Source organism: Mycobacterium sp. 852013-50091_SCH5140682, assembly GCF_001665685.1.
Classification (GTDB): domain Bacteria; phylum Actinomycetota; class Actinomycetes; order Mycobacteriales; family Mycobacteriaceae; genus Mycobacterium.
Genome location: NZ_LZTB01000126.1, coordinates 13,224 through 26,168, shown reverse-complemented (window position 1 = coordinate 26,168; position 12,945 = coordinate 13,224). Strand labels below are relative to the sequence as shown.

Here is a 12,945-nt window from a genome sequence, read left to right as displayed (position 1 = left end):
TATCGAGGCACGCTACCGGGTTGTTACAGATGTGACAGCTTCACAGGAGATGGACGGGTTCACAAAACTGTTCACGCCGGGAACATGACCGTCATCGCCGGGTAACAAGCCGCTCCTAATTTCGCCGCATGACACAAGAGCTTGGGAGCAAGCCGCCGGACGAGCTGGTCGAGGCCGACCTCGACACGATGACCGCCACCAGGGAAACCCTGGAGGACTACACCCTGCGGTTCGCGCCCCGCAGCTACCGGAAGTGGTCGACCCGCGTCGTCGGTATCTCCGCACTGGGCGGCATCGCTTATCTGGCCGACTTCGCGATCGGCGCCAACATCGGCATCTCGTACGGCACCACCAATGCGCTGTGGGGCATCCTGATCTTCGCGGTCGTCATCTTCCTGACGGGTTTCCCGGTGGCCTACTACTCGGCGCGCTACAACATCGACCTCGACCTGGTCACGCGCGGCAGCGGGTTCGGCTATTACGGCTCGGTGGTCACGAACGTCATCTTCGCGACGTTCACCTTCATCTTCTTCGCGCTCGAAGGGTCGATCATGGCCCAGGGCCTCAAGCTGGGCCTGCACATCCCGTTGTCGCTCGGGTACGCGGTGTCGACGCTGATCATCTTCCCGTTGGTCATCTACGGCATGAAAGTGCTTTCCACACTGCAGGTTTGGACGACACCGCTGTGGCTGATCCTGATGGTGGCGCCGTTCGTGTACCTCGTCGTCACCCATCCCGAGTCGGTCGGCCAGTTCTTCGCCTACCAAGGTGAGAACGGCAAGGGCGGGTTCGACCTCGGTTCGACACTGTTGGCCGCGGGGGTCTGCCTGTCGCTCATCGCCCAGATCGCCGAGCAGAACGACTACCTGCGCTTCATGCCGCCGCAGACCCCCGAGAACAAGCGCAGTTGGTGGACCTGGCTGATCCTGGCCGGCCCGGGCTGGGTGTTCTTCGGCGCCATCAAGCAGATCGTCGGCCTGTTCCTGGCGGTGTACCTCATCGCCAACGTCGCCGACAGCGCCGGGATCGCGAACCAGCCCGTGCACCAGTTCCTGGAGATCTACCAGAACTTCCTGCCCGGCTGGCTGGCGATGACCCTGGCCGTGGCCTTGGTGGTCATCAGCCAGATCAAGATCAATGTGACCAACGCGTACTCCGGCTCGCTGGCGTGGACCAACTCGTTCACCCGCGTCACCAAGCACTACCCCGGGCGCATCGTGTTCCTCGGCGTAAACCTGCTGATCGCGCTGATCCTCATGGAAGCCGACATGTTCAGCTTCCTCAACACGATCCTGGGCTTCTACGCCAACTGCGGCATGGCCTGGGTGGTGGTCGTGGCGAGCGACATCGTCTTCAACAAGTACCTGCTCAAACTGTCGCCGAAAGAGCCGGAGTTCCGCCGCGGCATGCTCTACGCCTTCAACCCGGTGGGCTTCGGGTCGATGCTGCTGGCGGCGGGACTGTCGGTGCTGGCGTTCTTCGGTGGGCTCGGCGAGACCGTGCGGCCGTATTCACCACTGGTGGCGATCGGGCTCGGCGTCGTGCTCCCGCCGATATTCGCCATCGCCACGAAAGGCAAGTACTACCTGCGCCGCACCGACGACGGTATCGACCTGCCGATGTTCGACGAGTTCGGCAATCCGTCCGGCGAGCATCTCAAATGCCATGTGTGCCACCACGATTACGAGAGGCCGGACATGATGAGGTGCGAGACCCACGACGCGTTCGTGTGCTCGTTGTGCCTGAGCACAGACAAGGTCGCCGACCACGTGCTGCCCGCGTCAGCCGGTTAGCGTCCTAGCACCGCGAGTTGCACCGCGAGCGTGCGCGTCTGCTGCCCGACACGCCGTAAAACCTCAGCAGTTCACGCACGTTCGCGGTCTGCGAGCGTGCGTGCACTGTCGAGACGGTTGCTGGCCTACGGTGCCAGCCGGCCGGCCGGTTCACGACGAGCGTGCGCAAAGCGCTGCCCGCGACCGGCGTGTCTAGGGGCAGACACGCACTCTCGCGGTGCTGGGGTGATGCTCGCGGTGCTGGGGTGACGCTCGCGGTGCTGGGGTGACGCGCTAGGCGAGGCGGGAAAGCAGGTCCGCGACAACGGCATCGGCGGCGACGTCGACCTGCTCGCCGGTCGAGAGGTCCTTCACCCCGATGGTGCCTGCCTCGATGTCGCGGTCGCCGGCCACCAGGGCGTACTTGGCCCCGGACCGGTCGGCCGCCTTCATCGCACCTTTGAGACCGCGGTCGCCGTAGGCGAGGTCGACGCGCACTCCGGCGGCCCGCAACCGGGCGGCCAACTTGACCAGCTCCAGCTTGGCGGCCTCCCCGAGCGGCACCCCGAACACCTGGACGCCGAGCTGCGCTCCGGCAGCCGTCTTCCCTTCAGCCTGCAGTGCCAGCAGGGTGCGGTCGACGCCGAGCCCGAAACCGATGCCCGAGACGTCCTGCCCACCGAGCCGACGCATCAGCCCGTCGTAACGGCCGCCGCCGCCGATACCCGATTGCGCCCCCAGCCCGTCGTGGACGAACTCGAATGTCGTCTTGGTGTAGTAGTCGAGGCCACGCACCATGCGTGGATTGATGACGTACGGAATCCCGAGCGCGTCCAGGTTCGCCTGCACGCTCTCGAAGTGCTGCTTGGCGGTATCGGACAGGTGGTCGAGCATCAACGGCGCGTCGGCGGTCATCGCGCGCACCTCGGGCCGCTTGTCGTCCAGCACGCGCAGCGGATTGATCTCCGCGCGCCGCCGGGTCTCCTCGTCGAGGTCGAGCTTGAACAGGAACGCCTGCAGCAACTCGCGGTACGCGGGGCGGCAGGTGTCGTCGCCCAGTGAGGTGAGCTCCAGCCGGAAGCCGTCGAGCCCCAGCGACCGGAATCCGAAGTCGGCGACCGCGATCACCTCGGCGTCCAGCGCAGGATCGTCGACGCCGATGGCCTCGACACCCACCTGCTGCAGCTGGCGATAGCGTCCCGCCTGGGGCCGCTCGTACCGGAAGAACGGCCCGGAGTAGCACAGCTTGACCGGCAGTGCCCCGCGGTCGAGCCGGTGCTGGATCACCGCGCGGATCACCCCGGCGGTGCCCTCGGGACGCAGCGTCACCGAGCGCTCGCCGCGGTCGGCGAAGGTGTACATCTCCTTGGACACCACGTCCGTGGACTCCCCCACGCCGCGCGCGAACAACGCGGTGTCCTCGAAGATCGGCAGCTCGATATCGCCGTACCCGGCGCGGCGTGCCGCGCCCAGCAGACCCTCGCGCACCGCGACGAACTGCGCCGAGTCCGGCGGCAGGTAGTCGGGGATGCCCTTGGGAGCCTGGAACGCGACAGGCGAAGCGGAAATCTCAGTCACAGAGTCAAACCTTCGAGAAATGGATTGGTACGGCGTTCGTGCCCGATCGTCGAGCGCGGACCGTGTCCTGGTAGTACCACGGTGTCGTCGTCGAGCACCAACAGTTTTGTCACGATCGACCCGAGCAGGTCCCGGCCACTGCCGCCGGGCAGGTCGGTGCGTCCGACCGACGACCGGAACAGCGTATCGCCAGTGAACACCACGTCCCCCTGGCCACCGGCAAGTCGGAAAACCACCGAGCCGCGGGTATGCCCGGGCGTGTGGTCGACTGCGACGGTGAGGTCGCCGAGTTCCACGGTGTCGCCGTCGCGGTCCAGCTCCACGAGCTGGCGAGGCTCGGTGAACAACACCCCCAGCGCCCGCTGCGCCAGCCGGGGCCCGAACCCCTTGATCGGGTCGGTGAGCATGAACCGGTCTTCGGGATGGATGTAGGCCGGGCAGCCGTAGGTGTCGGCCACCTTCTGCGCGGACCAGATGTGGTCGATGTGACCGTGGGTGAGCAGAACCGCCGCGGGAGTGAGCCGGTTTTCGTCGAGGATCCGCCGCAGCGGCCCTATCGCCCGCTGACCTGGGTCGACGATGATCGCGTCAGCCCCGGGTCGGGGCGCCACCACGTAGCAGTTGCACGCCAGCAGCCCTGCCGGAAATCCGGTGATCAACACGTTGCCAGTTTCCCACGCCGGAATCACACCTCCTGTTCACGCGGGTCGACAGGCCCGTGGCAGGCATCACCTGGCACACTCGATGCCAATCGGACATCCCCTGACGTGCACACGAGGAAGAGGACGAACGCGGTGCCCACCAACGAACAACGACGAGCGACGGCCAAGCGCAAGCTCGAACGCCAGCTGGAGCGTCGCGCAGCCCAGGAGCGCAAACGCCGCCTGCTGACCATCGTCGGCGCCGTCGTGGCCGCCATCGTGGTGATCGGCGCGGGCGTCGGCATCTACGTCGCCAACCGGGATTCGGGCAGCACCACGGCCTCGGCCGCCACCACCACGCCGTCCCCAGCGGCTGAGCCCGCCGCCAACGGCCAGCTGCCGGCGTTCGTGGCCCCGGCCAACCTCGGTGCGGACTGCCAGTACCCGGCGGCCGGCGAGGCCAGCAAGAAGGTCAACCCGCCGCGCACCGGCAAGGTGCCCACCGACCCGGCCACCGTCAGCGCCAGCGTCACCACCAACCAGGGCAACATCGGCCTGCAGCTCGACAACGCCAAGGCGCCGTGCACGGTCAACAGCTTCGCGAGCCTGGCCCAGCAGGGCTACTTCAACGACACGCCGTGCCATCGACTGACAACCGGCGGCCTGTCGGTGCTGCAGTGCGGCGACCCGACCGGCAAGGGCACCGGCGGACCGGGCTACCAGTTCGCCGACGAATACCCGGCCAACCAGTACCAGCCCGACAACCCTGCGCTGCAACAGCCGGTGCTCTACCCCCGCGGCACCCTGGCCATGGCCAATGCCGGACCCGGCACCAACGGCAGCCAGTTCTTCCTGGTCTACAAGGATTCGCAGCTGCCGCCCAACTACACCGTGTTCGGCAAGATCGACGCGACCGGCCTGGCCACGCTCGACAAGATCGCTGCGGCCGGTGTGGCCGGGGGCGGTCAGGACGGCAAGCCGGCGACCGACGTCGAGCTGAAGTCCGTCCTGCTGGACTAGCCCGTGACGATCCCACCGCCGGAGGGCGGATACCAGCCCGGATATCCGCCCCCGCCGGTCGGGTACCCCCAGCCGACGCGGCCGACCAATGGCATGGCGATCGCCGCCCTGATATGTGGGCTGCTGTTCGCTCCCCTCGGCATCATCTTCGGGCACATCTCGCTGTCGCAGATCCGCCGCACCGGGGAGCAGGGCCGCGGCCTGGCGATTGCCGGCCTCGTGCTCGGCTACCTCCTGACGGCACTGACCGTGCTCGCGGTGGTCCTCGTGGTGGTGGCCAGCGTGTTCACCGCAGGCTTCCTCGGGGAGCTCAAAGGGGCCATCGACAGCAGCGCCACCGCGTACCCATCCCCGACCGCGCAACCCACGGGCCCGCCGCCCCCCACCGGGACATTGCCGCCGTCGCCCTCACCACGGGCCAGCGCCGGCTCCAATTGCCAATACCCGGCGTCGGGTGCGGCGGACAAGCCGAATACGCCGCCGCGCGCCGGCACGGTTCCCACCGTCCCGGCCACCGTCAGCGCGAGCATCACCACCAATCAGGGCAACATCGGCCTGCAGCTCGACAACGGCAAGGCGCCGTGCACGGTCAACAACTTCGCGAGCCTGGCCCAGCAGGGCTTCTACGACAACACCCCCTGCCACCGGCTGACCTCGGGATCCCTGTCGGTCCTGCAATGCGGTGACCCCACGGGCAAGGGCACCGGCGGGCCAGGTTACGAGTTCGCCGACGAATACCCCGTCGATCAGTACCCGCCGGGCGACCCCGCATTGCAGACACCGATCCTCTATCCGCGCGGCACTTTGGCGATGGCCAACGCCGGTCCCGGCACCAACGGCAGCCAGTTCTTCCTCGTGTACCAGGACTCGCAGCTGCCGCCCAACTACACCAAGTTCGGCACCATCGACGCCACCGGGCTGGCCACCCTCGACAAGATCGCCGCGGGCGGGATTGCCGGTGGCGGGCCAGACGGGCAGCCGGCCACGCCGGTGACCATCACCTCGGCTCGGCTGGACTGATCCGATGCACCCGCAGCAACCGACCGCAAGCCCCACCGCGGTACCCCGCTTTCTCGTGGTGCTGGCTCTCGTCCTCGCCGTCCTCGGCTACGGGCTGGCCGTGTTCGCGAGCAGGAGCATCTGGCAGAGCCGGGACGCCACCCGGCTGACGTTCGCCACCCGCACCCCGGACGGTTCACCGCCGACCCCCGACGCATTGTCCGCTGCGGTCAACGTCGTCCAACGGCGGCTGGACGGGCTCAAGGTCTCCGGTGCCGCAGTGACCGCCGACGGCACCAACGTGGTTGCCACCGTGCCTGCCGGCGGGCCCGATGTGGTCCCGGACATCACCAGGATGGGCCAGCTCACCGTCCGGCCGGTGATCCACGCGATGCCCGCGCAGTCCGGCAGTGCGCCCGCAAACCCGACCACGCCACCGAAACCCGCCGACCCGGCACGCAGCGCCGACGAGAAACAGTTGCGGCAGAGCACCAATCCGTCGATCCAGATTCTGGCGCTGCAGTTCCAGGCCACCCGATGCGGCGACGAGGACCAGCTCGCCGGGCATGACGATCCGAAGCTGCCGCTCGTCACCTGCTCCACCGACGGCAAGACCGTCTATCTGCTCGACAAGTCGATTCTGACCGGGGCGAATGTCCGACGCGCGACGTCGCATTGGGACGACCGCAACGGTCAGCAGGTTGTCGACCTGGAGTTCGACGACTCCGGGGCGCGCACCTGGGCGGAGTTCACCGCCGCCAACATCGGCACGCAGACGGCCTTCACCCTCGACACCAGGGTGGTCAGCGCCCCTGAGATTCGCGAGGCCATCCCGGGTGGCCGCACCCAGATCAGCGGCGGCTTCACCGCCGACGCCGCGCGCGAGCTCGCCGGGACGCTGCAGGCCGGCATGTTGCCGGTGGTGCTCACCCTCGACTCGTCGCAGCCTGCGACGCTCACGGCGACACGGTTTTCCACGTTGATGCGCGTGCCCATCATCATCGCGGGTGTCGACCTGCTGGCGGTCATCGTCGTGGCCACAGTGTGGCTGACCCGGAGCCGGGCTACGCCGCAATTGTGACGGTGCGACGGCTCAGCCCCCAGTACAACCCACCGGCCACCACACTGCCGGACAGCCAGGAGAAATCGGTGTTCCCCAGCGCGGTGGCCACCGGGCCCTGCATTGCCGGAACCAACCCGTATTGCCAGGCCCAACCGGCCACGATCCCAGCGGCCAAGCTGATCAACCCGGCCATATTCCAACGGGCATAAGCGGATTCGCGTACAGGCAGATAAAGGCCCGCAACGTCGAGGACACCGCGCCGCACACCCGCGTAGTCCACCACCATGATCGCCGCCCACGGGCTGATCCACACCAGGATGGACACCATCCAGTTGTCGAAGGCCTGCGCGAAGCTGTCCGCCTCGACGAACACGGCCAACACGATCGACGCCACCAGCCCGGCGCCCAATGTCACCTTCCAGCGGGCCGCCCGCACGCCGATGGACAGCGCCGCCAGCGAGCAGGAATACAGGTTGAGGATGTTCGTCGCGATGGGACCGTGCACGAGCAAGAGCAGCACCGGCACCGCCATCACACCGAACGTCGAGACCACCAGCGCCGACGGATCACTGCCGCCACCGGCACTGGCCAGGCAGGCCCCCAGGGCGGCCAGCCACACGGTCGGCACGTACATACCCAACGACGACGACCAGAACACCGAGCGTGCCGAGGCGGACGCGCGCACGAAACGGCTGTAGTCCGACGCGTACGGAATCCACGTCAAGCCCCAGCCGATGCCGATCGCCGTGAGCAACTGGGTAACTGCGGTGAACTTCTCCCCCGAGGTCATCGCCTGCCCCGCCAACGACCAGTGCACGTCCGTGGTCACCAGCGCCAGTGCCGTCATCACCGCCATCACCAGCGCCGTCGCAGGCACGGTGTACTTCTCGAAGCTGCGGATGGCATAGAAGCCGTACAGCGCGAGCCCCAGCTGAGCTACCATGATCACGGTTGCCACAACCACTTTCAACCAGATGCCACCGGTCAGTCCGAATTCGCCGAGCATCGCCATCACGAGGTCGAGCACCACCCAGGTGTTGACGCCCACCCAGCCCATCGTCAGCACGAACTGCACCAGGCCCGGCACTACGGCCCCCGACAAGCCGAACGCGGCACGGCCGAGCACCATCTGGTTCACGGCCGTACGATGCCCGATCACGTTGAACACACCGAACACCGCGCAGCCGATGACATTGCCGACAGCCACCACGATCAGCGTTTCGACGAGGCTCAGGCCCAGGGTGATGCCCAACGCGCCCAGCACCCAGTTGATCGGTGCGATGTTGGCGCCGCACCAGATCCAGAACAGCTCCCAGGGCGAACAGTCACGGCTTTCGGTGCCGATCGGCTCGATCCCGTGGGCGTCGAACGGCACCCCCGTCGTCGGCGGTGGCGTAGAGGTGGTCAGCGGTTCGGTCGGTCGAGTCGGCATGCGGGGCTCCTCAGGTAGCGGATTCCGCTCATCGAAACACCGCCGACACGGCTCAACGAGTGTATAAACATCCATGATCTACCAACACGATTGGATGTATGCACACCAATGTTGAGCCTGGGCGCGCTGATCGACGACAGGACACTGGAGTTGACGCTGCTGGTGTCCGGCCCGCCGGGCGCCCTCGATCGCGAGGTGCTGTGGCTGCACAACACCGAGCTGCCCGACCCCTCGCCGTACATCCGCGCGACGGAACTGGTTCTGACCAACGGCCTTTGGCACAGCACGGTCAGGTCCGTTGACTTCGTCGCCGCCCTGCAACGAGCCCGGGCATCGGGCCTGATCTACGGCCTGACAGAGCAGACACCAAGGGCCCCACAAGATCTCGTCGATGCCTGCGCGGCCGCCGAGTTGCCGCTGGCGACGGTGTCCATCGCCGTGCCGTTCACGGCCATCACCCAGGCCGCCGCCCGGATGCAGACCGAGGCCCGCCAGTCAGCCCTGTCCCGGCTGGTGCGTCGAGGCAACGCGCTGGCGAGTTCGATCTCCAGAGGCGGCGGCGCCCAAGGCATCCTCGACGTGCTCCGCCGCGATCATGATCTGCCGCTCCTGGTGGTCGACCGCATGGGTCGGCATCTGGCGGGCACCGTAGTCGACGACGCCCAGATCCACGTCGCCGCCGACGCCCTGAACCGGCACCCACCGCCGCTGGAACTCGACGTGCCCGGAATCGGCACCGCTGCGGTCTATCTCGTCGAGGGCGCGATGGGCGATATCGACGCCGGCTTGTTCTGTCTGCGGCCGCTGGCGGCGCTGCGGCCGGCCGAACGAGACGCACTCGAGCAGGCGGCGCGTTACCTCAGCCTCGAAGTCACCCGCCAGCAGGCGCTGCAGGCGATCGAATCACGCTTTTCCAGTGAACTGCTCGAGATGGTGCTGTCCGGCACGGCGCGCGCTCGTGAGGTCTCGGAACGATTGCGCGCGTTCGGCATTGACCCGTCGGCGCCGTTGGCTGTCTACACCGTGGTGGTCGGCAACGACGAACTGCGGCCGCCAGGCTCGACCGACGAGATCGAGGCGTTCTTCAGCCAACGCGGCATTGCGGCCGTGGTGGTACCCGGCAGCCAGGACACCGTCGTGGTGTTCGGCTGGCACCAGGACTCCGCAAGCCTGGTGCCTCTGGCCGAACACTTGATCCAGGCCCTGGCCGCGCGGTTCCCCGCCGACCGCACCGTGGTGGGCATCGGAGACCTGGCGGCCGACGCCACCGGGCTGCGCGACCCGTTGATCCGGGCCAGAGAGGTCTGCCACGTAATGTGGCGCCGCTCAACCGAATCCCGCGTCGGCACCTACGCCGACGTGGGCACCCACCGCATGCTGCTTGGCCTGCACGACCGATCGGTGCTGCGCCGTTTCGCCGACGACATCCTGGGTCCCCTGCGCATACATGACGAACAGCACGGCACCGAGCTGCTACGAACGCTGCGGACGTTTCTCGGCAACGACGGGCACTGGGCCAAGACAGCCGCGGCGCTCTACGTCCACGTCAACACGCTGCGCAACCGCGTCGCCCGCATCAACGAGCTGACGGGCCGCGACGTCACCCGCCTGGAGGACCGCGTCGACCTGTTCCTGGCGTTGGAGGCCGACGCGCTGAGTTGACGGGCTACGCCGGATAGACGGCAGGGTCGACGAACGGCGGTGTCACCGTGCGCGGTTCGATCGTCGGGTCCGCGCACACCGCGTCGGCGACCTCGCGGCAGCGGGCAAACTGCACGTCACCACACTGCAGCGCGTACTCGATGAATCCGCGTAGTGCCAGCATCCGACCCGGGCGACCCGAAAGGAACGGGTGGACACAGAGATTGAACAGGCATCGATAGTGCCGCATGCCGTCCAGCTCCGCGCGCCACATCTCGGCGACCTTCACCGGAGATTCGATCACCGAACCGATGTGCGGTTCGGGCAGGTAGGCGTACTGCTCCCAGTCGTCCAGCGACCAGTGAACCGGCAGCTCCACGATGGGCCCGGCATCGGTCGCGAGCCGGTATGGCCGGTCGTCACCCATGAGCGACGAGTCGTAGCGCAGGCCGTGTTCGGCGATGAGCCCCGGCGTCTGCCAACTGGCGCCCCACATCGCGGCACGGTGACCGGCGATGTCGATGCCCTGAGCCGCGAACACCGCCAGCGCCCGTTCGAAATCGGCACGCTCCTCAGCGGCGGTCATCGCCACCGGCGACCGGTGGCTGTAGGAGTGGTGGGCAACCTCGTGCCCGCGATCGACGATCGACGCCGCCAGCTCAGGCCGGTGTTCGGCAACCCAGCCCGGAACGAAAAAGGTTGCGGGAACAGCTAATTCGTCGAGCAGATCCAGTATACGGGGCACGCCGACATCCGGCCCGTAGGACTGGTGCGACATCGCCATCATGTGCGTGCCGTAGCGATGCCCTTCCGCGAGGATCGGCGTCTCCGCGTCGACGTCGAAGGTCAACGTGGCCACCGCACGCGCGCCGCGGTGCCATGGGGCCGTCACCGGCCGGCCCGCCAGGCATGGGCGTTGGCGATCGTCGCCATCGGCGCGAGCATGCCGTGATCGAACGGGTTCAGCGGCTCGCCTGCCGAGAGGCGCTGCGGGAGATCAGGGTTGGACAACGCCCCGCGGCCGACCGACACCAGGTCGGCATGCCCGCCCTCGAGCACGTCGGCCGCCTGCCCGTGGTCGTGCATCCCGCCGTTGGCCATCACCGGCAGCCCGGTCACCTCTCGCGCCACCGCGGTGATGGTGCGCCCGTCGCCCAACCGCGCGGTCTCGATGAAATCGCGGCCCTCGCTGGCGATGTGCAGATAATCCGCACCGGCGTCACGCAGGGCAGAGAAGATCACCTCGGCGTCCGCGGCCCTTCCCGGCCAGCGATACCCGAAATCGTTGACCTTGGTCTGCGACAGCCGCACCCCGATCAGGAAATCCGTCCCGACCCGAGCCCTGACCGCCGCCAGAACCTCTGCAGTCAACCGAATCCGGTTCTGCACACCGCCGCCGTAGCCGTCGGTTCGGCAGTTCGTGTAGGTCGTGAGGAACTGATCGAGCAGATACCCGTTCGCCGCATGGATTTCGACGCCATCGAAGCCGGCGGCTCGGGCGCGTTCCGCGGCAGCGACGAACCCGGCGACCACTGCCACGAGGTCACCGGAGTCCATCTCGCGCGGCGTGGGCCACGGGCCCGAACCGCCATATTCCTCGAGCATCGCGCCGCGCGGGCGCACGGCTGACGGCGCGATGGTGCCAGCACCGTAGGAGTTGCCCTGCGACAACGCTCCGGCGTGCATGAGTTGGGCCACGATCGGGGCACCTGCGGCATGCACCGCACCCGTTACGCGGCGCCAACCCGCCACGTGGCTCTCGGCGGCAAGGCCGGGCTGGTTGAGATAGCCCTGACTGTGGCTGCTGTCGGTGTAGACACCCTCGGTGATCACCAAACCGAAACTGCCACGCGCGAACTCGGTGTAGTAGTCGGCCATCGCCCCGGTCGGGGTACCGTCCGGCGCGGCCGACACTCTGGTCATCGGCGCGACGGCAAGCCGATTCGTCAGACTCAGAGCGCCGATCTGCACCGCGCTCAGCGCGGGATGGCCCGTCTGCGTGGGATGGGTGGTCATGCGTTGTTCTCCTTGATCAGTTCGATGACGAGCGGCGTGGGGCGATGCCCGTTGATGCCGTTGAGATCCATGGGGCACGCCGACACGACCACCACACAGTCCATGACCGCTTCGAACTCGACGGCGTCGCCCGGCCGGCTCACGGCGGGCAACCACGACAGCGCACCGCCGTCGGCAACCGGGATGTTCATGAACACGTTCACCGGCTGGGGGACATCATCGGTGCGCAAACCCAGCCGTCCCAGGGCATTTCGTAGATTCACCGCGCAGGACGGATGATCTGTCACCCCGAGGGCACGATAGCGTTCGGGGTCACATGCGGCGATCAGCATGTCGTGGATGCCCGGCGAGGTATCGCCCGCCAATGCCAGGATCGGCCTGCGCCGGTTGGTGACGAAGTGCTCCCCCACCTCGGGAAACAACCGTCCGGTTGTCGTGCGGGTATGTGACGCGCTCAGATACTCGGTGAAATCTCCAGCCGCATAGGCGAATACGTCGCCGACCTGGCCGCCTTCGACATCGATCACCCGCACCCGATCCCCCTGCCGCAGGGACACCGCCCGGCCGGAACCCGCGGGCACCGTGGTTCTGCTTGTCGTGTTCATCAAGTCCATAGCTCGCCATTCAAGCGACGCAGACGCCCCCGCCCAATGGTTGTTTCTCCATTGTCGCAGCACATCCGATGGATGTTTCTCCATATCGCCACGTCTGCCGAGCTACCTAGTGTTCACGGTCACAGCTCCGGTGGCCCAGTGCCGCGGCCAAGCGAAGGAGACGCGGCCG

At 67.4% G+C, this 12,945-nt stretch carries 11 protein-coding genes; 5 read left to right on the top strand and 6 right to left on the bottom strand.

Annotation, left to right across the window (positions count from 1 at the left end; translation table 11 throughout):
* The first annotated feature begins 128 nt into the window (after positions 1-128).
* Complete coding sequence (locus A5784_RS33015) at positions 129-1,793, top strand: purine-cytosine permease family protein (protein WP_064949081.1); 1,665 nt, start codon at positions 129-131, stop codon at positions 1,791-1,793.
* 273 nt (positions 1,794-2,066) lie between these two features.
* Here the strand turns inward: A5784_RS33015 and hisS are convergent, their stop codons facing one another.
* Both hisS and A5784_RS33005 read right to left on the bottom strand, forming a co-directional pair.
* Entirely contained in the window at positions 2,067-3,341 is a 1,275-nt protein-coding gene (hisS, locus tag A5784_RS33010) for a histidine--tRNA ligase (RefSeq protein ID WP_197514968.1), read from the bottom strand.
* Positions 3,342-3,346: 5 nt separating this feature from the next.
* On the bottom strand, positions 3,347-4,012 hold the full coding sequence (locus A5784_RS33005; protein ID WP_064949171.1) for an MBL fold metallo-hydrolase: 666 nt from the start codon (positions 4,010-4,012) through the stop codon (positions 3,347-3,349).
* Between the two features lie 132 nt (positions 4,013-4,144).
* On the opposite strand from A5784_RS33005, the gene A5784_RS33000 reads away from it, so the two are divergent.
* The 3 genes from A5784_RS33000 to A5784_RS32990 are packed head-to-tail and all read left to right on the top strand — an operon-like array spanning position 4,145 to position 7,091.
* The gene (locus tag A5784_RS33000; protein WP_064949079.1) at positions 4,145-5,011 is read left to right on the top strand and encodes a peptidylprolyl isomerase; all 867 of its coding nucleotides are present in this window, start codon (positions 4,145-4,147) and stop codon (positions 5,009-5,011) included.
* Between the two features lie 3 nt (positions 5,012-5,014).
* Positions 5,015-6,031, top strand: a complete 1,017-nt coding sequence (locus tag A5784_RS32995; protein ID WP_064949078.1) for a peptidylprolyl isomerase — start codon at positions 5,015-5,017, stop codon at positions 6,029-6,031.
* A gap of 4 nt (positions 6,032-6,035) precedes the next feature.
* Complete coding sequence (locus A5784_RS32990; RefSeq protein WP_064949077.1) at positions 6,036-7,091, top strand: SecDF P1 head subdomain-containing protein; 1,056 nt, start codon at positions 6,036-6,038, stop codon at positions 7,089-7,091.
* On the opposite strand, the gene A5784_RS32985 is transcribed toward A5784_RS32990, so the two are convergent.
* Positions 7,075-8,505 (bottom strand): cytosine permease, encoded by a 1,431-nt coding sequence (locus A5784_RS32985; protein WP_064949076.1) that lies wholly within the window; start codon positions 8,503-8,505, stop codon positions 7,075-7,077. The two genes, A5784_RS32990 and A5784_RS32985, sit on opposite strands and share 17 nt — an antisense overlap.
* 108 nt (positions 8,506-8,613) lie before the next feature.
* Here A5784_RS32985 and A5784_RS32980 point away from each other — a divergent pair, with 108 nt between their 5' ends.
* Entirely contained in the window at positions 8,614-10,167 is a 1,554-nt protein-coding gene (locus tag A5784_RS32980) for a PucR family transcriptional regulator (protein ID WP_064949075.1), read from the top strand.
* Positions 10,168-10,171: 4 nt separating this feature from the next.
* On the opposite strand, the gene A5784_RS32975 is transcribed toward A5784_RS32980, so the two are convergent.
* From A5784_RS32975 to A5784_RS32965, 3 genes are read right to left on the bottom strand one after another with little or no spacing between them, the layout of a single operon-like run.
* Positions 10,172-11,038: a polysaccharide deacetylase family protein gene (locus tag A5784_RS32975; RefSeq protein WP_064949074.1), complete on the bottom strand. Its 867-nt coding sequence runs from the start codon at positions 11,036-11,038 to the stop codon at positions 10,172-10,174.
* The gene (locus A5784_RS32970) at positions 11,035-12,162 is read right to left on the bottom strand and encodes an oxidoreductase (protein WP_064949073.1); all 1,128 of its coding nucleotides are present in this window, start codon (positions 12,160-12,162) and stop codon (positions 11,035-11,037) included. The genes A5784_RS32975 and A5784_RS32970 overlap by 4 nt, the downstream gene beginning before the upstream one ends.
* On the bottom strand, positions 12,159-12,743 hold the full coding sequence (locus A5784_RS32965; protein WP_232006340.1) for a DUF1989 domain-containing protein: 585 nt from the start codon (positions 12,741-12,743) through the stop codon (positions 12,159-12,161). Before A5784_RS32965 ends, A5784_RS32970 begins: the two co-directional genes overlap by 4 nt.
* Positions 12,744-12,945 lie beyond the last annotated feature (202 nt).

Excerpts from the sequence above, each read along its gene's own strand:
- A5784_RS33015 (WP_064949081.1), top strand. The coding sequence starts at position 129 with ATGACACAAGAGCTTGGGAGCAAGCCGCCGGACGAGCTGGTCGAGGCC.
- A5784_RS32990 (WP_064949077.1), top strand. The coding sequence starts at position 6,036 with ATGCACCCGCAGCAACCGACCGCAAGCCCCACCGCGGTACCCCGCTTT.
- A5784_RS32985 (WP_064949076.1), bottom strand. The coding sequence starts at position 8,505 with ATGCCGACTCGACCGACCGAACCGCTGACCACCTCTACGCCACCGCCG.
- A5784_RS32980 (WP_064949075.1), top strand. The coding sequence starts at position 8,614 with ATGTTGAGCCTGGGCGCGCTGATCGACGACAGGACACTGGAGTTGACG.
- A5784_RS32970 (WP_064949073.1), bottom strand. The coding sequence starts at position 12,162 with ATGACCACCCATCCCACGCAGACGGGCCATCCCGCGCTGAGCGCGGTG.